The following is a 22,846-nucleotide window of genomic DNA, read 5'->3' as shown; positions in this document are numbered from 1 at the left end:
CGGGTGGCTCAGGTGCCCGAGAAAGCTCGGTATCTCGGACTCCGCTGCCGTCTTCATCTCCCCGCGCCTGCTGACGCTACTGTCCGTCTATCTGCTGATCGCCGTACCGATGCCGGGCGGCAGCTATCGTGGCGTTTGGAAGTCCTTACTCACGGGCGGGAGGGGTCCGCCCCGCATTATCCAGTCGCGCCAGCCGCTCAGTGGTACGCCTTCTCGCCGGCCTCGATGGGGACGTCGAGCCAGTTCTCGCCCGGTCAGCGGGCACTCGTACCGGTCGGAGTAGGCACACGTCGGATTGTAGGCCTGGTTGAAGTCCAGCAGCCACGTCCCGTCGTCGAAGCGGTCCTCGTCGGGCTCGAGGTCGATGTAGCGACCCGCGCCGTAGGTCTCGTCGCCGCTCGTCGCGTCCCGGAACGGGACCCAGAGGCGGTCCTCCCCGGGGTCGCTCTTGTAGGCCTGGATGACGACCTCCTCGCCGTCGACCTCGACGCGGAACTCCCCCCAGCGGAGGTACTCCTGCTCGCCCTCCGTGCTGGTGGCGACCGTCATCCGCTCCTTCTCGTCGTGCTCGTGGAGCGGGACCCGGAACCGATACGCCTCGTCCGGCGGATAGTGCGACAGCCCCTCGAACTCCGCCCGATCGTGGGACGGGAGCGGCGAGTGCTCGTTCTCCGCGAAATACTCCTCCTTCCGTCGTCGCTGGGTCTCCAGCTCTTGTTTCCAATCGGCACTCATATGCGAGGATAGTGGCTCCGGGGATTCAAGTGTTTGTGTATTGCAAAATATATGCATAACTACTCTCGGCATGGAGGAGCCGGGAGCGGCAGTGGAGACGCGCCGCCTGGAGGTGAAAAGCGTGAATGAGGGCGCGTAGAAGTCGGGTCCCGGGAGGGAGCGACTACCCTCAGTCCGCAGTCTGTGCAGTCGGTGGGGCCTCCTCGGTCCGCATCTCGCGGATAGAGGTGACGACCACTGCGCCGCTGACGAGCAACGCCGCGCCGAGGATAATGACCAGGGCCACCGTGTCCAGAACGGGCATCTCGATGACGCCGCCGACCTTCCGCACGGCGACCGCGATGGCGCCGAGCAGCAGCATGACACCGAAATAAACCTTGATGTCGTCCTCGTCGACGATGCTCGTGGCCGCGGCGCCGAGCCGGGCTCCGAGCGCACTCCCCGCCAGCAGCGGGACGACGATGGCTAGATCGACCGCGCCGTCCATGGCGTACAGGAAGCTGCCGATGCCGCCCGAGAAGACGATCTCGAACAGGTCCGTCCCGACCGCGACCGGGACCGGAACGCCGACGAGGTAGAACAGCGCAGGCATACGGATGAACCCGCCGCCAACGCCGAGGAGCCCCGACAGCAGTCCCGTGGCGAACCCCACGCCGAGGATCATCCAGAGCGACACACGAATGCCCCCCTTGAGCTTCATCATCGGCGGGATCCGGTAGGACTGGATCTTCTTCGCGATGTCGGGGATGTCGTCCGCGTCGATCTCCCCATCGCCCTGGTCGTGGCTGACGCCACCGCCGCCCTCACCCCTCACCGCGGTGTAGGTGATGAAGACGCCGATACCGCCGAGCAGCGCCACGTACGCGACGCTGACGACGGTGTCGGCCAGTCCGATGTGTTGTAGCCAGTGCAGTCCGATCTTGCCGACCTCGATACCGGCGGTCGTCCCGGCGATCATCAGCACGCCGAGCTTGTAATCGACCTGCCCGAGGTCGCGGTGCTTCAGGGTCGCGATGACGGAGGTCCCGAAGACGAACGCGAGGCCGGATGCGACCGCGACGTCCGGCCTGTACCCCATCACCAGCAGGGCCGGGGTGACCAGGAAGGAGCCACCCATCCCGAAGAACCCGAACAGGAGGCCGATCAGGACGCCGAAGCTCGCGAACATCGCGAGAAGACTCACGGCGACACCGAACACCTCCACGACTATTCACCCCGGAGGACCCGGGCGATGGTCGGACCGAGCACGCGCTCCAGTATTCCGTATCCGACGTACAGCAGGAGCGCCTCTACCAGGACGACACCGATGAGAACGGCGGCGCCCGTCGGTCCGGTGAGACTTTCAATACCGAACATCGTTAGACACCTCGTCTGGTCTTGCGTGTTCCATGGGTTTCTGCGCGGAAGACGGTAGCCGGTGGCCGGACTTAACGGTTATGGAGATATTGTACAATACTATATCTCGGTGAGTAACACGTGGTTGGTGATACGTTATGCATGGCTACAGGGGATGCCGGAGCCTCCCTGTGGTGGGGCGGACTGATCCGATCGACGATACGCCCGCGGCCCAACGCGGACAGTGGGGTGGATGTATGCGTGTGGAAATCCTAGTATCCTCTATGACTAGGACTAGGGTCTGTCCGGACTGCGGAGCCGAGCTGGATCGGATGGAACTCCAGGGTACCGACGCCATGGCCTCGCTCACCATCGTCTCGTCGGAGCCCTCCGAGGGCTTTCTCTCGAGTATGCGCGCGGACGAGATCCTGACACCCGTCCCGTACGTCTGTCCCGACTGTCGCCGGACGCTGCTGTACGCCGAGGACTGATCGTCGCGGAGACGTGGATGGTGCGAGCGGACACCACATAGTATTGGTAAAAATGCACAATTTTATACTTCTCGAGGACCAACGGTCGGACACGAATGGCCAAAGCGATGAAAGAGTACCTCCAGCAGGACATGGCGTGCGAGGGGCTGCTGGAGTGCTTTCACGGTCTGAAGGGCCTCGACCGCAAGGTGTTCGAGGTCCTTGCGGACGCCGAACAGGCATTGACCGTCGACGAAATCGCCACTGCGGTCAAGCGGGAGCGCTCGACTGCCTATCGCTCCATCCAGCGGCTTCTCGGCGCCGGCATCCTTCAGAAAGAGCAGATCAACTACGACCACGGGGGGTACTACCACGTCTACCGGGTTGCCGACAGCTCCGACATGGCCCAGCACATGCAGCGGATGCTCAACGACTGGTACGCCCAGATGGGCCAACTCATCCAGGAGTTCGAGGACAAGTACGAGGGAGCTGGCTCCATCGAGGTCTCCTCCTGACCCCGCCGCACGGACCGGGCCCGATCTGAAAGTGGCTGCTCCTTCCTGATTTCTGAACGAACCTCGATTTCCTCCGCCCGTATACGAGGCAAGTCTTGTAATTGGGACGTTGTTCTATTTTTCCACCGAGCACGCCCGCTACGGTTGTCACGGTGTCCCGGGCTGAACGGCGGCCGTAGGCCAGGCCAAGGGGCTCCACGTCCTCGACGGTCGTCCCGCCGTGGAGCACCCTCGCGACGGCGAGAGCTCTACTCTGACGTCTGCTCTGAGTTGTCCTCGATCCACCCGCCGCGGAGGTCCTGATACTCGTCCGGTTTGGGATAGTGTGGCTTGATGTCGAGCACGGGCGTCCCGTCCACCAGGTCGATCCCCTCGACGTGGAGCACGATGTCGCTAATATCGGTCAACCGGACCACCGTGAGACCGATCGGGTTCGGCCGCTTCGGGCCGCGCGTAGCGAATATCCCGGGACGGAGCCGGTGGACGAACGGGGGCGACGTCCTGAGCGTGTACCCCTCGATCAGGTGCAGGTGGGAAACGATCACGATATGGGAGAACCCATCGAGTAACGCGAGACCGTCTTGGTATTGTTCGTCCAGCTCGACTCGGCCAGCGGCGTCGACCGATCGATTCGACTCGCATGGCACGTCCTCGGGTGCATCGAAGGGCGACCGGACGACGCCGATCGGATGATAGACGACTGGTTCCATGGTTATCACGTAATCTCCGGCAGGTTATCGGTAGGTGTCGAAGTGGACTCTCCCGTCTGGTCTATCGGGGTCGATAGCCGTTGGCCGCCTTCGCGTATCTCAGCGACCATGCGTGTACCCCCGATCAGGAAGTGGTTCGCCATCGATCGTCACTTCGTGGTCGGTGACTTCTCCGACGATCGAGACCGGGACCGGTGAGGCGTCACGAGCGGCGTCGATCTGATCACGGCAAAGCGTGAACACGAGTTCGAAGTCCTCGCCCGTGTAGAGCCCGAATTCGTGTTCCTCCGTATCTGTCGTCGCCATCTCACGGACCGTCTCGTCGATGGGGATCCGGTCCCATTCGATCGCGAAGCCACAGTTGCTCGCTTCGGCCAACTGGTGGAGCGAGCGGGCCAGTCCGTCGCTCGAATCCATCATGGCGGAGACGTGCGGGGCGAGTACCTGACCAGCCCTGACTCGGGGTTCGAACTGGAAGCGGGCGTTCGCCCGGTCGTAGGCTCCCTGCTCGAACAGCCGCAAGGCCGCCCTGGTCCGTCCGAGCGTCCCCGTCACACCGACGGCGTCTCCGGGTGAGGCCGTCGACCGGAGCGTCGGAGCGTCCGTACGACCGATCGCCGATGAGGCGACCGTGAACTCCTCGTGCTGGTCGAGGTCGCCCCCGACGTACCGACTGCCCGTCAGCTCACACACGTCGCGAGCCCCCTCGATGAACACGTGGAGTTCCTCGGGGTGGAATTCGGGGGCTGCGTACACGGCGACGGCGGCGATCGCCTCGGCCCCCATGGCCGCGATATCGGACAGCGAGGCCCCGACGGCGCGCCAGCCGGCCGTGTATCGGGTCGTCCCCGACGGGAAATCGGTCCGCTGGTGGAGCATGTCCGTCGTGAAGACCAGATCGTCGACCACAGCAGCGTCGTCGCCGGCATCGGGCACCCACTCGTAGACCGCGGCAAGCGATTCGCGTTCGTCCATGCACAGAACGTGGTGGCAGCGACGAATTATTCGTCCGCGGGGCACCTCGATGATGACATCCATGACGGAATCCGCGGTTACGGTTCGGCACCTCGAACAGGATCCCATCTCGTCGCGGTCGACGGAGTTCGTCGAACGGAAGGGGATCGGTCATCCGGACTCGATCTGCGATGGCATCGCCGAAGCCATCTCACGGGAACTCTCCCGACACTATCTCGACGAGTTCGGTCGGATCCTCCATCACAACACCGACAAGGTCCAGCTCGTCGCCGGGACGACGGATCCGTAGTTCGGTGGCGGAGAGATCGTCGACCCGATCTACGTCCTGCTCGGTGGCCGAGCGACCAAGACCGTCGACGGACAGCGGATTCCGGTCGACGACATCGCGCTCGATGCCGCGAGAGACTACGTTGACGCTCGCTTCGAGGAGCTGTCCGCGGATATGGTCGAGTTCGACTCGCGTATCGGCGAGACCTCGGCCGAGCTACACTCGCTGTTCGACGCACAGGACGTCCCCCGAGCGAACGACACCAGCGTCGGCACCGGCTACGCACCACTCTCCGAGACCGACCGGATCATCAGGGGACTCGAACCCGAGCTACGCGAGCAGGTTCCAGCGATCGGCGAGGACATCAATCTGATGGGCTGGCGCACCGACGACGAGCACCGGATCACCGTCGCCGCCGCCGTCGTCTCTCGATACGTCTCGGATATCGACGAATACGTCGAGGTGATAGAACAGGTCGCAGAGATCGCCAGCCGATACGCGAGTGAGCGAACGGACCGTGCAGTCCACGTCGACGTGAACGCCGCCGAACGCGTCCACCGAACGCTCGGAGCCGACCACACCGAGGTCAAACTCCTCTCACAGATCGGGACCCCCGTCACGGACCCCATCGCGATCGACGTCGATACGACGGCGCGCGACGACGAGGCGATCCGACGGATCGTCGGGTCCGAACTCGACACCATCGAGTCGCTCACCCGTGACCTCGTAGCCGGCGACGTGTCGCTGTTTAATGCCGACGGGAACGAACGGGCCTCCCGGGTATCGACATGGACCGATCCCGGCCGGGAACTCGGCGAGCAGTCGAATCGGTCTATCTGACCGATGGCCACGGATCCGTGTCGGGCGGCACGCTCGTGGGACTGACGACGAAGTACGACGTACTCGTGGTGGCCGACACTCGCACGAGTCGAGAAGCCAGTGTCTGCAGCGAGACGATCCAGAAGATCTTTCAGGTTCATCCGACCGCGGTGATGGGATCGACCGTCGATCTCGGCGCCGTGCAATCGTTCGTTCGAACCATCCGCTCCGAAAGCGAACGCTACGAGGTCTCCCACGGCCAACCGATGGATATGACTGCCCTGAGTACCGTTGTGGCGTCGGAACTCCCGCAGAGATCCGTCCCGAATTCGACGTTCCTCCTCGGTGGTGTCGACGACGACGGCCCGCACGTTTTCACGCTCGATGGAGATGGAAGTGTACTTGAGAAGGCGTACGCGGCGGTCGGAAGCGGCCGGTAGGTCGCTTTCGGGATCCTCGACGCCGAAGCGTCATCGTCGCTCACGATGTCCGAGGCACGACGGGTCGCCGGTCGCGCCATCCAGAGTGCAGCCGAACGGGACGTCCAGACCGGCGTCGGGGTCCACGCCGCCGAGATCTCGGACGACGGCGTGGATCTCCGGGAATACGACTCCGTAGAAACTCTCGAACAGTGATGGGATCCGGCGACCCTGCCGAACAGAACCGCTGTATCCAGCACGCTGGTACCATGGCGAGGGGAGAGCTCGTGTCGCCACTGCCGGAGACAGGGCGTCTCTGATACGGACGGTCGTAGTCTTTTACCGGTGATCGCGCGGATGGGATCGGCGATCACCGGTGTACCGTTACGACCGTCCGTATGGATGAGTACGCCTCCCCTCACCGTATCGACGATCGGGACGTCCTTGGTATTCGTGTCCCGTTCTCCTCCCGATGATCCATGGAACGTGGCTACGGATGATAATCAAGCAGCGGTGTTACATCCAGCTACCGAGAAGTGCCGCTATCGTATTTACTCTCGATCCGTAAACGGTGAAGTGTTATGGTATACAAGAAGATCGAGTTGATCGGGCGGAGCAACGAGAGCTTCGAGGACGCCGTCGACGACGCCATCGACCGCGCCGAACAGACGCTCAAGAACCTCATGTGGGTGTCCGTGGTGAACCAGGCGGTCGAACTGGACCGGCCCGAGCGCGAGTACCAAGCCGAAGTCGAAGTCGCGTTCGAACTCGACGAAGGGCTCGGCGAGTAACTCGGTCAGTCGCCGCGCCTGGCTTCTCTTCCGAGCCGTTCTTCGACGGCCGTGACCTTCTCGCTGGCGTGCTAGTGGACGGTTCGCTTGTCGTCGATCTTCAGCATCGTGATCACCCGATCCTCGTCGACCGCCTCGTGGGCTGCCTCTACTCCGGTGAACAACTCGTGGACGTCGTCGGGGTCGCATTCATCCTGACGTGGATCTACAACGCTACCGGAAGCATCCTGCTCGCGATCCTCACGTACATCGGGTTCAACAAGGACAACAGCACGGTCGTCCGGTCCCACTCGAAGTCATCAGCGCTGGCGACTCCACGACGATTCTCGTCGTCCTCTGGGTTGTCGTCGCCGTGCTGCTCGTCGGAACCTGGGGCCGCCTCGGGTACGGCACGGCTCCCGTAATGAAGTCGATACGGACGGCTTCCCTCCGGCGCTGTCTCTCGCGTGTTTTCGACGTGTCGCTCTAATTCCTGTGTACAAACGTTCGTCGTCGTCAGACCGACGTGCTCGGTGAGCCGGTTCCACAGGGAGCTGTTCGCGACGGCGATCAGCGCGTCTGTATCGACGAGGATCGGGTACCGCCTGTCGTCGCTGGCCATTTAGACGAGATAGTCGCTGGTGTCGTCCGCAGTAGCCTCGCGGAAGGCGTCAATGTCCTCCTGGAGCAGGTCAAACTCTTCACCGAGGAGCACTCGGGTGGCGTCCTCAGAGAGGTCACCCGCCGAATAGCGTTCGTAAATCGCGATCTTATCGTCGTCCGTCAACGTCCGTCGGAGCATCTGAGTGAGCCCCTCCCGTGCGAGTTCACTGATATTGATCCCGCCCAGGTGGACCGCATCGAGTTCGGTTGCGGCCTCTTTGAGCGGCCCGGCTCGGAATTTGATCGTCTCGTCGAGCGATTCCTGACTCATAACGGCAGGTAGACTGGCCCGTGTGATAAGTTGTTCCCCTATGTGTGAACACGAGGGAACGCTAGCCGCAAAGTGACGATTCCTCGGTCGACCATCCAGCCTCACGCTCCCCCGTCAGTGTGATCGTGCTCCTCCTCGATCGGGTTGACGGCCGTTTCCATCCATGCGTCGACGTCTTCGTCGGAGAACCCACCATCAAGCTCGTCCGCTGTCGCGGCGCCGTGGAGGCCGGCGGAGGCGACAGCGTGTTCGGCGTCGACGATCGCCCAGAACCGGTCGCGATGCTCGACGAGCCCGTGCTGTTCGAGCCGGTTCAACGTCGGACCGACGCTCCCTTCTGGGACGTCGACCGCGTCGACGATCTCCCGTTGTCGGAAGGCCTGATCAGCGTGCTCGAGGAGGAAGCGGTACACCTTCCCCTGCGTGGTGTCCGGCGCGAGGTCCGGGAGTGAGGGCCCGTCTTCGTCGATGGCCTGGAATTCGTCCTTGGCGATAGGCATCGTACGTATTGTTTTATATTAGAAGTTATTAGACCTTATCACCATCTCCTCGATCAGCTCAAGTGGTTCTCGATGTTCGCGGTCTTTTTCCGGGGTAGGGATGTGAGCATGCTCATCCAATCCGAGACTTCTGGGTGGCTAAACGGCGGACGAACATCTCTCCGAACACCGCTCCTTCAGGACCCGGAGCGGTCGCAACGCCGGCGAGGGGATCGGTGCCGTCTCCCGGGACTGATCCTTCCCAAGGATCCGCATCGTCCCCGTCTCGAGGTCGACCCGGCTCCAACGGAGGCCCTGTCGGCCCTCTCGCTTGTCCTGGAGGTAGCGCTCGAACGACTCGGGGAGTGAGGGTAACGGCGTCCGTTCCGTCGATGTATTCCGATCCATGCTCTCTTAAAGTGTTGAATGCAGTCAGTCACACAGACAGACGCCGCCTTCCCGGATCTGGCTCACTGCGAACTGATGGACAGCACTGGCGAGATCGGTCATTGCTTCCGCCTGTTCTTGGGTTGGACGCCCACCGCCGTAATAACTCTCTGTCCGGTTTTCGCTGTAGAGGTCCTTCATCGCCTCTGCAGTCTCCTGCTCAAACAGTCCCATCTGATGGGCACGCTCGTAGCTGAACTGGTGGTCCTGAAAATCCTGGAGCGTATCGCTCGTCATCGCGAGCGCGTACGCCTCGATCGACCGTTCGATCCCGCCGAAACAGACCTCGATAACGGCCGTGTAGTACCCGTCCTGTGACTGGAGAGTGTCAACAACCTCGAGGAGACGACACGCTTTCGTCAGCTGTGTCTTCCAGTCTTCATCGGCACTAATTCCATCCTCGAACGCTGTCCGGCCGCGTCGGACCATCTCGAAAGCATCCTGGGCGCGGTCGAGCGCTGCGAGTACAGCGGTCGGGTCCGAGCCGTTACTCATCGGCGGCTCCTTCCTCCAAGAGGAGGTTTTCGACGGTTTCGAAGTCACTCGTCTTGTAGACCGGAATTCCTGAAACGACGATCTCCCGAATATCCTCGGTGTACGCCGGGATCGCTTGGACGGCCTCGACGTCGATATCGTAGGCGTATCGGTCACCATCGAACGCCGTGTCTTCGAGCTCACGGGCGATAGCGTTCGCTTCTCGTTGGTTTTCCGCCCGCCCAGACCGGGTTAACACCCAGAGATCGATATCGCTCCGTCGGTCAGCGTCGCCCCGAGCCACACTCCCGTACAGGATGATGCCGACGACGTCGTTGATGTTCTCACGGAGCTCCGTAACCGCAGCTTTGACGGGTTGGTGATACTCTGATTGGGGAATGCGGAGGATCGGATCGTCCGGGATAGACAGGCGCTGTCTGTTTATCTGGACGAGTCGCTGGTTGCTTTCGGGTGATTCGACGACCAGGTCGTTCACGCTGAGAACGTTTACTGCCCGTCGGACGGACTGGTGTGAGTGACCGATCTGTGTCGCGAGCTCTCGCAGTGAGAAATCACTGAATCGATGATTTGTTAAAAAGAGAAGGATGTCGCTCGTCGCCTTGTGTTTGAATAAAGTCGGATCCGAAGGGGGGATTGAAAGGGAAATAGCTGCCCCAGACGAATTCATGCTATCCGCCTCACGGTTCATATGCCGTATCACGGACCACTACTATAAAAACATTATACGTGAGTCGGGGTTATCCTAAATGTCCACTCTAACAGCAATGGACGTACGGAGAAAGAGATCCGTCAACTCCGGGCCTCACTACGTTCCGTCATTGGGGCTAGAAAGTTCCACTCTCGGATGGCAAAACCCATAATTTCGATCCGCCGCTGGAGCTGTTCCCACTCACGCGCGATCTCTCGGCGACGGTCCTCTTCGGTGGCACCGAGTGCTTGGTCGGCGATCGTTCCGCGAAGTTGGTTCGGCGAGTCGACATCGAACTCGTCCTCCCATCCTCGGATCTGAGCGTTCATTTCGGTGAGCCGTTCGGTGAGGTCTTCGACGGTGTGGCCGCTGTCCCGTAGGCGTATGGCCTCCTTGAGCGCTTGACGACGATAATCGGGGAAGTATGTTGTGTGGACCCCGGTGTCGTCACGGTGGAGAACGCCATCGTCGACGCTCTTGAGCCTCCGCTTTCGAGTGCTGTCTCATTCTCAGCCTTCCCCTCGCTGATTGCGGTAACGCCGGGGAGACGAGGGCGTCTCTCGGGGGAGCGGACAGTCCCGCCACCACCATGATCGACAATTCATTAGGTCGAGTTTGCGTTTCTAGATATGATCAACTATTTTCAATGGTCGCTATAGAATCGTACCTGGGGCCAATCAAATCGGAGAGTATTCCTGGTTGAAGGACGCTAACGGAGGAAGGGTTAGAACTCCTCAACAAGATCATCTAACCGCTTGCGCTGTTCCTCGGCGTCGAGGTGAGAGTAGGCTTCGCGTGTCGTCTCCATACTCTTGTGCCGGCCGAGATCCTGTGCTTCCCCGCGATCACGCTTGTAGACTTCACCGATCATCCCGCGGCGGGCGCCGTGGGGCTGGAGGTAGCCCTCGTCGACATCGACCTCCGCGGCCTCGGTGAGCCGCTTCAACACTGACCGAGCCCCGTCGGTTGTCAACGCGGGCGGGGCGACGTCGTGCTCTCGCAGCACCGCATCGATGCTTCCGAGGTCCTCAACGAGCGTGTCGATGTCGCCATCCAGTTGCTCGCGAGCGGCCTTCCACAGCGAGGGCGCGTGCGAGGTCGCGAAGACGGGCCAGTCGTCGCTCGCGGGCCGCTGGATTTTTTTCAACACTTGCAGAGGAGAGAGCGCCGGCGAGGGGATCGGTGCGGTCTCCCAGGACTGGTCTTTTCCGAGGATCCGCATCGTTCCGACCTCAAGGTCGACACGGCCCCAGCGGAGGCCCTGGCGCCCGTCACGCTCGTCCTGGCGGTGCCGGAGGACCTCAGCGCCCCGGACTGCCGCGTAGTACAGCATCGCCACGAGCGCCCGGTCACGCGCCTCCGTGTACGCGTCGAACGGATCCTCGTCGATCACTGCCTCGGCCCGATCCACGACGTGGTTCATCAGTTGGGCCCGCTGCTCGGGGGACCAGTGCTGCTGGTCGCCACGATCCCGTGAATCCTCAGGGAGCAGTTCCCGCGCCGTCTCGGTCTGAGCGGGGTTCCGCTTGAGTCGCCCCTCACGGACGGCGAACGAGAGGCAGGCCGAGACGTACGCGAAGTACGTTTGAGCAGTCGAAGCGGCGATCCCGCCGCTCTGTGTCCGCTGACGGAGTCGGGTCGCGTACTGGCGAAGAATTTCGGGGCCACGCTCATCGAGGGTATCGAGTCCGTAGTCCCGCTCTGCCATCCAGTTCACCCACCGATCGAGTTCGGACTTCGCGCTGGCAGCGTAGGTCCCCGAGCCGTGTTCGTCACGACGAGCCGTCAGATAGTTCTCGACGAGTTCGTGGACGTCCGTCTTCCTGGCCTCTTCCCCCGGAGTAGCGTCCGTCTCGGGCTGATCCATCGGTTCCGATGAACGGACGGCGCGGGGGTGCAAAAGTCTACTCGTGTGTACTACCGTACAAACAAGTGAATTGGACAGATCAGAATTCGCCCGTATTTCGATGTTTCAGAGCCTTCCCCCATCAAATTCCCCCGGACAGGATGTTTATAAACTATATGTTGCTATACAAAATTTCGGGAGATGGAGATTGCTGATATCAAGATGTAGAATGACCGTAGGCCCGGAATTCGAAGGAATTGAAAATACAAGTGAGCTCTATATTGCGCCATATTTCACCAGCTCTCGTTTCGCTTTGAGGGTAGAGCGATCTTTGCGTAATCCACGTGCTGTCGCTCTCAAGCGATGGGTGATGCTTGGAGTTGGCAGTCCTCTCCTCACACCAATTCCCCCAGATCCACCGAATTGATCGTACGATGTTTCGCGGTCCTGGTTGCTTGAATGATGTTCTCGGATACCCCCTAGACCTCGTGATTCCGAGTGTCCACATTCCTGGCGAGCTTGAAGGCCGGCATCCTCACGATGGTATTATAAGTCTGCTGCTCGCGGCGTATCACCGCGTGATCATTCCAGCCCCGGAACTACGACTTCGTAGGCAGCAGGTTTCTCCTCGACATGAGGTCAGAACACGCTCAGTGATAACGAATTCGAATCCGTGAATCCCGTCGCAGTCTTGCGTTTGAAACACTCATTACAAATAGTTACTACAACTACCTCAAATAACTACTTCAAACAGTTGTTTCAAATAATTGATTCATACGACTGTTTCAATTGATGTTCACATCTGTTTAATACAACTGTGTCTGACAATCGTCACACACAGCTATTTGTAACATCTGTTCGTTCCCATTGGTACATGCTTTCGTACACCGTCTACAGCGAGGCTGGTGGCGTGGGCAAGACCACGCTCTCGGCCAACCTTGCCGTCGCCCATCGCCGCGCCGGGCTGGACGTCCTCGTCGTCCCCCTCGACCCACAGGATGGCGACCTATCCCACCTCTTCGCCGTTGACGACGATCGCTCGACAGAGGGTATCGACCACCTCGTCCGGCACCTCATCGGCCGGGGGAAGGGTGACTTCTACGACCTCGTACGGACCGCAGAGGGCGTCGACATCATTCCCGAGCACAACATTCTCGAGGATCTCGACGCGGTTCTCCAGGAGGAGCAAAGCCAGCGTGACCGGATGGGTGATTCGTTCAATCGCTTCACTCGACTGCTCCACGTCTTGAAGGAGAACCGCGTACAGGAACGCTACGACGTGCTCGTCGTCGATCCGCCAGCCTCCACTGGCCCACACCTCTACAACGCACTCACAGCCACGCGCAATCTCGTCCTCCCGATCGAACCGTCTGGTAAGGGGCAAGCCTCGGTTGCGGGAATGGACGACCTCGTGGGAAACCTCGAGGAGCAACTGGACATCAACATCGGTGTGCTCGCGGCGGTCCCGAATGGGGTCAAGGGGACCCGCGACCAGGCCGACATCATCGCGGAGATCGAGAGTCGTGGGTTCGAGGTCCCGGTCGTCATCGGCGACCGTACGTCGCTGCTGGAGGGCTGCTGGCGGACGCAGTGTTCGGCCTATCGGTACGTACGCGAGCACCGGAGCCGTCGCCGTGACTACGAACTCGAGACGCTGGCACAGCTCGATGAACTCGCCCGGTTCCTCGAGTCACAGGGCGGTATCGAGGCGCCGAATCCACCAGAACCCGGGGATGTCGATCACGACGTGGAGGTGGCCCCATGACGGGACTGAAGTCCGGGACCGGTGACGACCTGTGGGGGGACGACACCGACGAGGAAGACGAGAAAGAGTCAGGAGCAGCTGAGGAGCAATCGACGGAGGAGAGCGGCACCGAACAGACCACCGATACCGAGTCGGAGTCACCCACGGGTGATGATGCCTCGGACGGGGGGTCCGAACATCCCTACATCGTCCGCCGAGCGATGCAGGACAAGGGAATCCAGTTCGAGCGTGACGAGCGGCTCACGATCTTCGTTCACGATGACGTGGCCGACGCCGAGCGCGAGGCCCTCGCCGAGGTCGCACAGCATATCGGTCGTGACATCCCGAAGCTCGACTTCCGAGAGGCGGCCTATCGGGCGGCGCTCCAGCGGCCAGAGGCCGTCCTGAGGGAACTCGGTCGGATGGGCTACGACGTAGGGAGTGCAGATGAGTAGTCCACGGACCAATTCGAAATCGTCTCTCCGAGCGCGACAGGAGGCATTTGAACGAGCTGGGGACGAATGTGAGTTCTTCGACACGTCGGACGCAGAGATCCGCGGGGAGTACGGACCAGTGAATGGCAGGCGAAGGTGACCCGACACTCCCGACGCCAGAGGCGATTCGCTCCATTCAAGATTGGATTGAGGAGGTGTACGGCCTGAAGCACACCGGGACGAGGACAACCGCGTCAGGGCTTGTAATATCCCTCCCCGGCGTCACGACACGGCGCCGCTCCAGTGGTCAGACGACCACCTCACCGTAGATCGCGTATCGATAGTGGGCCTATGTGCCGGCCGACTGACCGCTGCGGCGAGTGCGACCGCTGCACGCGCGAGCGAACGCGGGACGTCGCCGACGAGGTAGCTCGCTACCTCAAAGAGGAAATGACGAGTTGAATCGGTTCGTGACGCTACCGGGGCGGGGCTCAAAGTCGGTGAGTTGAATTCAACGTTCGAGTTCCGCGACGAGCGGCTGGTCGCGCTACTGGTCAGTCTGGAACAGCCGGGCGAACTCACGGGAGGGGTCACGAACGCGTAGGCCGCGCTCGGTAAGGAGCCAGATCCCGAGTCGGCGACGCGGAGTGCCGCCGCGAGCCTGCTGATCCGGCTCGGGCTCCGACAGCTCGACGAGGATGTCCTGGAAGCCGGGCGGGCAGGCTACGAAGAGTATCTTCGCAGTAAGGCTCAGGAGTTCTGAACCTGGTCTAACGCTTGCTCTTCCAACTCGTTGGCCGTCTCCATGACGGCATCACCACGCTTCTCGAAAGCAGGATGAGAGTTGATGCTTGACGGGATTTCGTACACCTCGCGGCAGGCATCGGCCGTCGTCTCAAGGGCAGCCACCACCTCGTTGGCTACCTCTAGATGCGTAGCCTCGGTCGCATGGTTTGACAACTGCTTCGAGTAGATGTTCATCTCGCTTTGAAGTTCGTCGTAGTTCACGCGCCCAGCGTCTCGATTCGGCCGCTGGAATCTCGTCTGCCAAGTTCTCTGGACGGCTCGCCCGAGTTGGGCTGCCTCGGCATACCAACCCTCGCGTTCCTGTGCTGCCTTCCGACTATCCTCACGTCTATACCGGTATTCGACGTACAGCACAGAAGCAGCGACCGACGCGACAACGCTGACGAGTACCGAGTCGACATTAACCATCGAGGCTATCGAGGGCATCCTTGAGGTCGTCGTAGCTGTCCTGCACCTTGTCGGCCGCCGTTTGGGCTCCCGAATCTTCGAGGTTGAGTTCGATACGGGTGTTGCAGGCTCGGCAGAGCGCGGTCGCCTCAAAGCCTCCACTGTCGGCTACCCACACCTCGGCATCGAACTGATTACTATCACATCCGTCAGTCGGGCAGTCGATGACTCCCCGCTTGATCTTCCGCTCAAATCTCTCCGCCATCTTCGCCCGCAGCTCGTCACCGAAGTCGCCCATATTGCAACAGAACAATCCGAATATATACTTCTGTTGGGAGATCATGTGGAAACGAGCAAGTCGGAATACGGTCGGCTCCGGGTGGCCACTGTCATGTCGTTGTATATCGGCGATAGTAAACGCAAACAGCGAACGCAAACTGAAAATGCAAACAGTAGTCAAAGGCGGTAGCCGCGAACGGTCGACGTGAACTGTTGGATTCAGGGGTGGCTCCGACAGCTTTAGTTCGACGCAGCCGTGTAGGTTCAACACGTGATGGCTAGTTCAACAGACGAGTCCGAATCTGACCCCGCGACGGTCACGGTATCGAAGAAGGGCCAGGTGACGATCGTGAAGGCGGTCCGCGAAGCGGTTGGCATCGAGCCCGGTGAGGAGGTCTTCGTCAGCGTCGAGAACGGTCGCGTCGTCATCGAACCCGTGCCGACGCTCGAGCAACTACGTGGCATCCATACCCGTGAGGACGCCGAGCCCGGCGACATCCTTGCGAAGAGCCGCGAGATGGACCGCGAGGAACGCGAGCGTGAAGACGCCGAGATGGGGGCGCTGCTGGAGCGCCACGGCGACGACGAGTGAGTTGCGTCGATGGCATCCACGACGTACGTCATCGATACGGAGCCGCTGATCGCGTTTCTCTACGAAGAACCCGGCTACGAAGTGGTCGAGGACATCCTGACCCGCATCGAGGCTGGTGACGTCGACGGGGCAATCGCCGAGGTCATCGCCTCGGAACTGCTGTACAAGATCGCCCGCCTCGAAGGCGAGGACGGGACAGCCACGTCAGAATCACTCCAGGCAGCCGAACGGGATATCCGCATACTCGAACGCCGCGGACTGGCGATCGAGCGGGCACCCTGGCGGCTGGCCGGCGAGATCAAGGCCGACGGTGGCCTCTCGCTGGCCGACGCGTATGCGGTCGCCCTCGCCGTGGACCACGACGCGACACTGCTGGTCGGCGCCGATGAGGATTTCGACGGCTTGCCGGTTGATGTCGAGATCGAGCGGATCCGTGACGAATCAGCCTAGCGGAGGGTAGTGCCCCGATCGAGCCCTCGCCGCCCCCAGAATTTTATACGATTTCGATCTCCAGCGCCTCGAACAGCACCTCGATCGTGTCGGGGATGAACGGCTTGCGCAGGCCCTTCCGGCCGTCGATCTCGCTGATGCCCTTGCGGCCGACGTAGTACACCTGCGGCGGCCGGCGCTGTTTGTAATCGAAGCGCCAGATGACCGTCGGCCTGTGCAGGCGGTACTCGTAGGCGTAGAGGACCTCCAGCGTCTCGTGATAGCCCAGCGTTGCGAAGCGCTTGCGGGTGGGCTCGATCGCGATCCAGGGCTCGGCCCCGTTGGGAGCGAAGAACTGGGCCCACCTGATGTCGCCGTCCTTCGACTGCCCCCGAGCGCCAATGCTGATCGCGAACGTGGCCTCGAGCGCGGTCAGTGGGTTGATGTCATCGACGTAGTCGAACGGGTGGGCCATGCGGGGTGGTTGCAGTCGGCGGGCTTGAGTGTTCGGCTGCCCGAGTCACACAACGTCGATCTCGCGTTTCCTGAACAGCAGCGCCAGTGGCTCCGGCAGTGGGTCGGGACAGTCCAGGCGCTCACTATCGAGATACGACCAGCGAGCGACGAGTCGCACAGCGTGTGGCCGCTGCCCGAGGACGTCAAACCGCCAGAGCTCGGCCATCGGCTCCTCGAGCGGGCCGCCGAAGACGTAGTAGACGGCCAGCGCCTCTTGGTAGGGAAGGAAAAATATGGTCGACAGGTCGGTCGCGCCCCAGATCTCGCTACCGCGTTCGAACTGAATGCCTGCCCACCCGCCCGCGACGTCTCCCTCTATAAATTCTGATTCTCTCTCTCTGATTATTGTTCACTGAAAGGACGGCCGGTCAGAGTCACGAAGCACCTTCACATCAGTGAACCTCCCACGTGAACAAGGATTGTTATTGGTCAGAGACACAAATAGCGCAGCGAGTCAGATCAATACAGAAGAGGCACTGTCACCGCTACAGCCTGCCTATCTTTCTAACTCTACTAGGGCCGGAGGCGTTTTCATCCCGAGAAAATTCTCATCGGTATATATTTGTTACTAAGACGGTTACTGAAATAATGCCGTCATCAAGACGCCCGCTTCCATATCAAACTCTACGATCCTTAGGTGACGAAAGTAATGGTCGAGCCCAGATGTCCGTTATCGGCTTTGTACTGGTTATCGGATTCGTCCTTTCGGTCACGATGGGCGTCATTTTAATTGGTTCGAGCGCCCTTGATGACGCCGAAACTCAGACCAAGTCCGCCCAAGCCGAACTCGCATTCACACAGGTGGACGCGCAGATGGCCCAGGTTGGACTCGGTGACAGCAAAGTCCAGACTGTCGGGCTCGGTATCGATCAGAATGATGGTAGTACCGTGCAAATGCAATATGAGGGCACCATGACCCTCCGGGAGAAGGACGGGCCGGTTATCTTCCGACACCGACTTGGGCGTCTTGAATATCACAATGATCGGACTACGATCGCTTACCAGGGTGGAGGAGTCTGGCGAGGGACCGGTCGAAACACGATAATGGTTTCTCCCCCAGAAGTCCACTACCGAGAGGGTACACTCACGTTACCACTTGTCATTGCTGTCCCAGGTGAGTCAACGCCCGGCAATCAGGTGACGGTTAGTGATCGATCAAAAGTCTTCGACCTAGGGCCGGGTGTTGTCGAGAATAGGGTTGTGGTCCTCGAAATCCAAAGCGTCCACTACAACGGCTGGGCGGAATACTTCCATACTCGTATTGATAGGTCTGCGGTTCATGTCGATCACGTGAATAATCGGGTGACCGTCGAACTCGGTCGTCCGGAACTCATGGCCGAATTCACGGAGGCAGCCTTCGCTACAGGCGTCTCGTCCGGTGAGACCGGCGTGCTCTTAGGAACCGGCAGCGCAACGATCGACGGGCCTGTCAAGAGTACGGGCACGACGGGGACGTCGCCCGGCGCGGCTGGCGGCTACAGCGAATCTCCCGAGGAGAACGTGGAGTCCACCCTGACGCCATTGGACTCGGTCATCGATGCAAAGGTCGACGCAGCCCCGATTGACCCGGATGTTGAGGCGGTTGATATCGGTGACAACGCGACGACGCTTCAGGACGGGACCACTTACTACGATAACGAGGGGTTCACTCTCGGGAGTGGTGATGATGTGGATGTGGATCTCAGTGGTGGAAACGTGACCCTTGTGGTCGACGGGGACGTCAACCTCCACGGAGGATCGCTCGCGGTCGATCCTGCAGGAACCGACCACGTTCTCCGTGTGTTTATTACCGGTGATCTGAGTCTTGATGGGACCGGAACAGTAGATGTGACCGAGCCCAGCGTTGACGCGAAGCACATCCAGATGTTTGGCCGGTCAACCACGCAAGTCGCGGTGGTAAACGGGGCCTATTTCGAGGGCGTTATCTACGCTCCGCGGACGTCAGAAACTACAGGACAGAATACGGCTACGACGACCGCGGCAAATATGTGTAGTCTAAACGGGCCGAGTGGGGGTGCTCCCTACGCTGATTTCTGTGTCGCAACGGGTAGTGCAGAGATTGACGGAGCTCTCATTGGGGCACCACTCCGGATAGCGCAGGCCTCGGCACTCAACTACGACGAGACCCTCGGAGACGTTGCCCCGGCCCTCGATGAAGAGGAATTAGCTCCGCCATTGACGTATCTACACATCTCTGCCAACCAAGTTACAGTCGACGGAGTACCAACTACGGGGCCTAACCCACTCGAAACACCGACGGCGTCGATCAGCAGTGTTTCTGTGACCGAAACCGGCGCGACCGACCACGAAGTGACAGTTGATTGGAAGGCCTCGGGCGAGCAACTCGATACGATCACGGTGACTATGGTCGATGCACTCGGTGAGACCGAGATCGAGACCATTGCCGCAGGCGCCGATTCCGAATCAGGCTCGACGACAGTAACAATCTCTGATCCGGTCGCCACCGAGTACCGCGTCTTGGTGGCTGCAACGAATACCGGAGGAGACACTTCCTCGACCGCACGAATCGCCTCCTGCTCCAGTTGTGGCGATGGTGGCGGTGGTGGCGGTGGTGGTGGCGGAGGCCCACCCGGTGGCGGAGGTCCACCTGGTGGCGGTCCACCCTGATCGGATATAGAACTTTCATTCGGGAGAGATTACTATACCGGTATATCGGCTCATAAATACCGAGAGGTTCTGTCGCAAGAGACGCTAAAACGCTGCTCTAGCGCGGTCCATCCGACGAATTTGGGGAATTTGAGGAACTGACCCTTGAGTTCGTCCCGGCTCACAGAGGCAATGTATATTAAACCTCAAGCGGCGACGCCCCGATTCAATAGCAAGTGTCTACTGACAACGCCAGAGAACTTAGTGCTTCTGTCCGTGATGACGGACCTAGCCCGGTCACGACCGAACGCGTCGTTTCGACCCACCTGTTCCGGGCCGTCTTGGCGACCGCCTTGGTCGCCTTGATGACGGTCCTCTCTCAGACTGTTGATCCAGTTCAGTTCTTGGATTCCCTTGGCTTGCCGGCCGCAGCGCTCCACGGGTGGTACCAGGATCTCATTGAGCCCCGACTCCCGAACCCGCACCCCGAGTTTTGAGCCGGGGGGTCGCAAAAGCTCCCGTCGGTGACGTCCTGGGATGCTGGCGGTGGTTGACCGGCCGAGTCGGCGATACTCGTGCCACTAACCAGCCGAGTCAACCGAGGAATACCCGGCGTTGGTACCCCACGGCGATAGCATGGAGTGTCCATCTAATGTGGATCATGGTCATCACCGGGTCGAGAGAACGAATAGCGTAGCGCGTCAAAATCGAAACGGGACGGACATCGATGGGGACGCCGCTCGCCGGTTCTCTGCACGGATTCATTAGCGTCAGACCGACATTATTGAGCGAGCCGTCCCGACCGTCGTCGACTGTACTCTGAGAGTTACGCGCTCCTGTACGAACGCCCTCGCCCGACAGCCTTAGTCGTCGCTCGAGGCTGTCGTGTCCGCCGGGGCTTCGAAGGCGTACGCCAGTGAGTCTCTAAACTCGTTGAGGCTCTCGACTGCGCCCCGGAGTGATTCCAATTCCTCACGCATGGCCCGGACGTCGTCGGAAACCGCCGCCACATCGTTCTCTACAGCCTCAATCGTTGCTTGGACATCGTGGAGCCCATCTTCTACCCCGGTGACCCGATCATCGAGCCCCTTGAGATCGCCTTCGATATCTCCGACGGCCGATCCCTGATCGGCCAGTTCGGTATCGATGCGCTCGACGGCCGCATCAACACGGTCGACCTCAGAATGAACAACTCCAACCTGCCCGCGGAGATCACCGAGCTCCGTTTCGAGTGCTTGGCGCGCGCTGTCGATGCGCCGGTCGAGCCCGTCCGTCTTCTCGCGGAGGTCGTCGACGTCCTCGTCATGGGTCTCCTCGACTGTGTTGACCTCTTGGCGGATCGACTCCACTCGCGCATCGAGGTCCGCGAGGTCGCGCTCCGTTCGGTCGATGAACTCCGGTGCCGTCCCGTGGTCGTCGATGAGGTCCTCAAGCGCGTCCGCGTAGGCCGCGAATTCTTCGATGCGTGCGTTGAGTCGGTCGATCCTGACGCCGACGCTTCGCCGCTTCCCCTGTTCTGTTTTCTCGTCTGGTTCCCTAGCCGTCCGTTCAGCGCTCGTCGGTGACTCATCACCACGTGCAGGGGATCCGGCCGTGACCCCTCTACCATAAGTAGCTTCGGGCTCCCCGTCGAACACCTGACCCTCACCGGAGGCGGGTTCTGTCTCGCCCGTCTCATTGTTAGTAGCGCCCGGGTCGACAGCTTGTTGGACTGCTGACTCGATAGCCGCGTTCGAGGCGCCATCTGCGCCCGTTCCGTCGGTCTCCGTGACCTTGGTGGATTGGGTCTCTGCCATCTCATCGGATAGTTGATGCTCATCCGGATGTTCTGCTCTCGCCGAATCCCGGCCGAGGCCGGGAAGAAGCGAGGATACTGATTTCGAGGACTTGTCGGTCCCACTGGTGTTTGCGGCAGCTCGCTCGCCCTCATCGGTGTGGGAGGCGGCCGACCGCGTCATGGTGGCGGTTTCGACACCCTGGATAGTTGGAGAATCGAACTGCACCGTCTCCACGGGCTCAGAGAGCGTAATACCGTATTCGATTTGAACGGGGTCGCTTTCGACAGTCTGCTTGATCGAGACCCGCTGTGGCGTGACGTTCCCCATTTCCGGTTCTTGATCAGGTTTGAATCCGGCAGCGTCCACCGGAAGGTCTGTCGGGAACTCGTCTACAAGGTGGACCAGCACCACCGGTTTCTGCCCAGTTGGCGTGATGTCGATGGTACCAATGATCCCCTCGCCTTTTTGCGTGAGTCGTCGAGTGACGGTGACAGCGTCGTGCGATACGGTTGCCTCGTCGGTTATGGGTGTTGTGTTGCTCATCCTCCCCCCCCTAATTCGAGTTTGAATTCGAACCAGTAAATAGTCCGACGAGTGTTTTCTGCCTCCGAAGGAACCAACGGTTGGTCTGGTGACTCCCGTAATTCGCCAGATCATGGGGAATGTCGTTCTCTGAGTAGGGTATTCGGTTCTCCCTACAGCACAACAGCTGTCTCGTGCTGCGCGAGAGAGGGAACCGCTGCTCACCGTCATTAGCCACTGGATCTCAGAATCGTGCCGAGGGCCTCGCTGATAGAGCAGCCGCTCGTCAGTGTTCCTCTATGCAACACCATTAGCACCAGAGAGACGTAAACCGTGGAGCGGTCCCGTTCACCTCACACCAGTACAGTAAATGCGGCCAACAGATCCCGAAGTGACTCGTCTCAGGTGAGCCCCACGTTGTCGGGGCGGGGACCTCATTTCAGGACTGATCTCCACTACGTGAGAGTCATCTCAGGAATGGCTACAGACCTGCCTCCTCGAGCAGAGTCCCTCCTGAAGATGACCTACGCTCCCGACTACCGCGGCCAATACGACGGCAATTGCGACTAAAAAGACCGTCCCGATCACCGGTGATAACCCACGATTCGAGTCCCACCTCTCTTGCTGTGAAGTCATTGACCGTCTCTACGAGGTCGAAGAACGTAGACATCCACGAGAGGCTTCAAAACGTGAGAAAACCCTATTTGCTTGTTTCTCACGAGACAGGTACTGAGATCTGGTGTACGACCCCGCGGAGTCACAGCAAAGGGGGCCCGAGAGGATTCTAATCGCCTTCGGATGTTCCGTGATATGTCATCCGGGCGCTTCAGTAGATACAGGGCGTAT

The 22,846-nt window shown here is 60.5% G+C and carries 26 protein-coding genes and 3 pseudogenes; 12 read left to right on the top strand and 17 right to left on the bottom strand.

What is annotated here, in order from left to right; all coding sequences use genetic code 11:
• Nucleotides 1–197: 197 nt before the first annotated feature.
• The 3 genes and pseudogenes from WDJ58_RS25175 to WDJ58_RS25165 all read right to left on the bottom strand — a co-directional run bounded on the left by WDJ58_RS25175 (nucleotide 198) and on the right by WDJ58_RS25165 (nucleotide 2,091).
• Nucleotides 198–735, bottom strand: a pseudogene (locus tag WDJ58_RS25175) (DUF1684 domain-containing protein).
• Between the two features lie 169 nt (nucleotides 736–904).
• Nucleotides 905–1,903 (bottom strand): sulfite exporter TauE/SafE family protein, encoded by a 999-nt coding sequence (locus WDJ58_RS25170; RefSeq protein ID WP_338918406.1) that lies wholly within the window; start codon nucleotides 1,901–1,903, stop codon nucleotides 905–907.
• Nucleotides 1,904–1,941: 38 nt separating this feature from the next.
• The gene (locus WDJ58_RS25165; RefSeq protein ID WP_338918347.1) at nucleotides 1,942–2,091 is read right to left on the bottom strand and encodes a DUF7512 family protein; all 150 of its coding nucleotides are present in this window, start codon (nucleotides 2,089–2,091) and stop codon (nucleotides 1,942–1,944) included.
• Between the two features lie 263 nt (nucleotides 2,092–2,354).
• On the opposite strand from WDJ58_RS25165, the gene WDJ58_RS25160 reads away from it, so the two are divergent.
• Nucleotides 2,355–2,561 carry a hypothetical protein gene (locus WDJ58_RS25160; RefSeq protein WP_338918346.1) on the top strand — a complete coding sequence of 69 codons (207 nt, stop codon included), beginning with the start codon at nucleotides 2,355–2,357 and terminating at the stop codon, nucleotides 2,559–2,561.
• A 107-nt stretch (nucleotides 2,562–2,668) separates the two neighbouring features.
• Nucleotides 2,669–3,055 carry a helix-turn-helix domain-containing protein gene (locus WDJ58_RS25155; RefSeq protein ID WP_338918405.1) on the top strand — a complete coding sequence of 129 codons (387 nt, stop codon included), beginning with the start codon at nucleotides 2,669–2,671 and terminating at the stop codon, nucleotides 3,053–3,055.
• A gap of 248 nt (nucleotides 3,056–3,303) precedes the next feature.
• Here WDJ58_RS25155 and tsaA read toward each other — a convergent pair whose 3' ends face one another.
• Both tsaA and thiL read right to left on the bottom strand, forming a co-directional pair.
• Nucleotides 3,304–3,765, bottom strand: coding sequence for a tRNA (N6-threonylcarbamoyladenosine(37)-N6)-methyltransferase TrmO (gene tsaA / locus WDJ58_RS25150; RefSeq protein ID WP_338918345.1), 462 nt, complete (start codon nucleotides 3,763–3,765; stop codon nucleotides 3,304–3,306).
• 99 nt (nucleotides 3,766–3,864) lie between these two features.
• Nucleotides 3,865–4,740, bottom strand: coding sequence for a thiamine-phosphate kinase (thiL, locus tag WDJ58_RS25145; RefSeq protein WP_338918344.1), 876 nt, complete (start codon nucleotides 4,738–4,740; stop codon nucleotides 3,865–3,867).
• On the opposite strand from thiL, the pseudogene WDJ58_RS25140 reads away from it, so the two are divergent.
• From WDJ58_RS25140 to WDJ58_RS25125, 4 genes and pseudogenes are all read left to right on the top strand, one after another.
• A pseudogene (locus WDJ58_RS25140) lies at nucleotides 4,739–5,848 on the top strand (methionine adenosyltransferase). The gene thiL and the pseudogene WDJ58_RS25140 overlap by 2 nt on opposite strands.
• Complete coding sequence (locus tag WDJ58_RS25135) at nucleotides 5,797–6,267, top strand: hypothetical protein (protein ID WP_338918343.1); 471 nt, start codon at nucleotides 5,797–5,799, stop codon at nucleotides 6,265–6,267. The pseudogene WDJ58_RS25140 and the gene WDJ58_RS25135 overlap by 52 nt, the downstream one beginning before the upstream one ends.
• 45 nt (nucleotides 6,268–6,312) lie before the next feature.
• Entirely contained in the window at nucleotides 6,313–6,462 is a 150-nt protein-coding gene (locus WDJ58_RS25130; protein WP_338918342.1) for a hypothetical protein, read from the top strand.
• Nucleotides 6,463–6,827: 365 nt separating this feature from the next.
• Complete coding sequence (locus tag WDJ58_RS25125) at nucleotides 6,828–7,037, top strand: dodecin (RefSeq protein WP_338918341.1); 210 nt, start codon at nucleotides 6,828–6,830, stop codon at nucleotides 7,035–7,037.
• 205 nt (nucleotides 7,038–7,242) lie between these two features.
• Here WDJ58_RS25125 and WDJ58_RS25115 read toward each other — a convergent pair whose 3' ends face one another.
• The 7 genes and pseudogenes from WDJ58_RS25115 to WDJ58_RS25085 all read right to left on the bottom strand — a co-directional run bounded on the left by WDJ58_RS25115 (nucleotide 7,243) and on the right by WDJ58_RS25085 (nucleotide 11,767).
• Complete coding sequence (locus WDJ58_RS25115) at nucleotides 7,243–7,638, bottom strand: hypothetical protein (protein WP_338918340.1); 396 nt, start codon at nucleotides 7,636–7,638, stop codon at nucleotides 7,243–7,245.
• Nucleotides 7,639–7,950 carry a hypothetical protein gene (locus tag WDJ58_RS25110; protein WP_338918338.1) on the bottom strand — a complete coding sequence of 104 codons (312 nt, stop codon included), beginning with the start codon at nucleotides 7,948–7,950 and terminating at the stop codon, nucleotides 7,639–7,641. It abuts the gene before it with no gap.
• 101 nt (nucleotides 7,951–8,051) lie between these two features.
• Nucleotides 8,052–8,450 carry a MarR family transcriptional regulator gene (locus tag WDJ58_RS25105; protein ID WP_338918337.1) on the bottom strand — a complete coding sequence of 133 codons (399 nt, stop codon included), beginning with the start codon at nucleotides 8,448–8,450 and terminating at the stop codon, nucleotides 8,052–8,054.
• 411 nt (nucleotides 8,451–8,861) lie between these two features.
• On the bottom strand, nucleotides 8,862–9,371 hold the full coding sequence (locus WDJ58_RS25100) for a DNA-binding protein (protein WP_338918336.1): 510 nt from the start codon (nucleotides 9,369–9,371) through the stop codon (nucleotides 8,862–8,864).
• The gene (locus WDJ58_RS25095; protein WP_338918335.1) at nucleotides 9,364–10,059 is read right to left on the bottom strand and encodes a nucleotidyltransferase domain-containing protein; all 696 of its coding nucleotides are present in this window, start codon (nucleotides 10,057–10,059) and stop codon (nucleotides 9,364–9,366) included. The genes WDJ58_RS25100 and WDJ58_RS25095 overlap by 8 nt, the downstream gene beginning before the upstream one ends.
• Before the next feature lie 101 nt (nucleotides 10,060–10,160).
• Nucleotides 10,161–10,535: pseudogene (locus tag WDJ58_RS25090) on the bottom strand (hypothetical protein); the annotation flags it as partial.
• Nucleotides 10,536–10,783: 248 nt separating this feature from the next.
• Nucleotides 10,784–11,767, bottom strand: coding sequence for a site-specific integrase (locus WDJ58_RS25085; RefSeq protein WP_338918334.1), 984 nt, complete (start codon nucleotides 11,765–11,767; stop codon nucleotides 10,784–10,786).
• A 1,012-nt stretch (nucleotides 11,768–12,779) separates the two neighbouring features.
• Between WDJ58_RS25085 and WDJ58_RS25080 the strand changes: the two genes are divergently transcribed.
• Together WDJ58_RS25080 and WDJ58_RS25075 are read left to right on the top strand one after the other, a co-directional pair.
• Entirely contained in the window at nucleotides 12,780–13,670 is an 891-nt protein-coding gene (locus WDJ58_RS25080; protein ID WP_338918333.1) for a ParA family protein, read from the top strand.
• Nucleotides 13,667–14,104: a hypothetical protein gene (locus WDJ58_RS25075; protein ID WP_338918332.1), complete on the top strand. Its 438-nt coding sequence runs from the start codon at nucleotides 13,667–13,669 to the stop codon at nucleotides 14,102–14,104. The genes WDJ58_RS25080 and WDJ58_RS25075 overlap by 4 nt, the downstream gene beginning before the upstream one ends.
• 729 nt (nucleotides 14,105–14,833) lie before the next feature.
• Here WDJ58_RS25075 and WDJ58_RS25070 read toward each other — a convergent pair.
• Both WDJ58_RS25070 and WDJ58_RS25065 read right to left on the bottom strand, forming a co-directional pair.
• Nucleotides 14,834–15,316, bottom strand: a complete 483-nt coding sequence (locus tag WDJ58_RS25070) for a hypothetical protein (RefSeq protein WP_338918331.1) — start codon at nucleotides 15,314–15,316, stop codon at nucleotides 14,834–14,836.
• Nucleotides 15,291–15,575, bottom strand: a complete 285-nt coding sequence (locus tag WDJ58_RS25065) for a hypothetical protein (RefSeq protein ID WP_338918330.1) — start codon at nucleotides 15,573–15,575, stop codon at nucleotides 15,291–15,293. The genes WDJ58_RS25070 and WDJ58_RS25065 overlap by 26 nt, the downstream gene beginning before the upstream one ends.
• Nucleotides 15,576–15,830: 255 nt before the next feature.
• On the opposite strand from WDJ58_RS25065, the gene WDJ58_RS25060 reads away from it, so the two are divergent.
• Nucleotides 15,831–16,148, top strand: a complete 318-nt coding sequence (locus WDJ58_RS25060; protein WP_338918329.1) for an AbrB/MazE/SpoVT family DNA-binding domain-containing protein — start codon at nucleotides 15,831–15,833, stop codon at nucleotides 16,146–16,148.
• Nucleotides 16,149–16,157: 9 nt separating this feature from the next.
• Nucleotides 16,158–16,598, top strand: a complete 441-nt coding sequence (locus tag WDJ58_RS25055; RefSeq protein ID WP_338918328.1) for a type II toxin-antitoxin system VapC family toxin — start codon at nucleotides 16,158–16,160, stop codon at nucleotides 16,596–16,598.
• Between the two features lie 43 nt (nucleotides 16,599–16,641).
• Here WDJ58_RS25055 and WDJ58_RS25050 read toward each other — a convergent pair whose 3' ends face one another.
• Nucleotides 16,642–17,052 carry a hypothetical protein gene (locus WDJ58_RS25050; RefSeq protein ID WP_338918327.1) on the bottom strand — a complete coding sequence of 137 codons (411 nt, stop codon included), beginning with the start codon at nucleotides 17,050–17,052 and terminating at the stop codon, nucleotides 16,642–16,644.
• 9 nt (nucleotides 17,053–17,061) lie between these two features.
• Here WDJ58_RS25050 and WDJ58_RS25045 point away from each other — a divergent pair, with 9 nt between their 5' ends.
• Together WDJ58_RS25045 and WDJ58_RS25040 are read left to right on the top strand one after the other, a co-directional pair.
• A complete protein-coding gene (locus tag WDJ58_RS25045; RefSeq protein WP_338918326.1) occupies nucleotides 17,062–17,421 on the top strand; it encodes a hypothetical protein in 360 nt (119 codons plus the stop codon).
• Between the two features lie 335 nt (nucleotides 17,422–17,756).
• Entirely contained in the window at nucleotides 17,757–19,721 is a 1,965-nt protein-coding gene (locus WDJ58_RS25040; protein ID WP_338918325.1) for a DUF7289 family protein, read from the top strand.
• A gap of 842 nt (nucleotides 19,722–20,563) precedes the next feature.
• Here WDJ58_RS25040 and WDJ58_RS25035 read toward each other — a convergent pair.
• Nucleotides 20,564–22,021: a hypothetical protein gene (locus WDJ58_RS25035; RefSeq protein WP_338918324.1), complete on the bottom strand. Its 1,458-nt coding sequence runs from the start codon at nucleotides 22,019–22,021 to the stop codon at nucleotides 20,564–20,566.
• 450 nt (nucleotides 22,022–22,471) lie between these two features.
• Nucleotides 22,472–22,636 (bottom strand): archaellin/type IV pilin N-terminal domain-containing protein, encoded by a 165-nt coding sequence (locus WDJ58_RS26490; RefSeq protein WP_380661942.1) that lies wholly within the window; start codon nucleotides 22,634–22,636, stop codon nucleotides 22,472–22,474.
• Between the last annotated feature and the right edge of the window lie 210 nt (nucleotides 22,637–22,846).

The sequence above is a fragment of the Salinirubellus litoreus genome (assembly GCF_037335815.1).
GTDB classification, from domain to species: Archaea; Halobacteriota; Halobacteria; order Halobacteriales; family Haloarculaceae; genus Salinirubellus; species Salinirubellus litoreus.
Note: the sequence above shows the minus strand (reverse complement) of the source record. Positions and strands in the feature narration are given on the sequence as shown.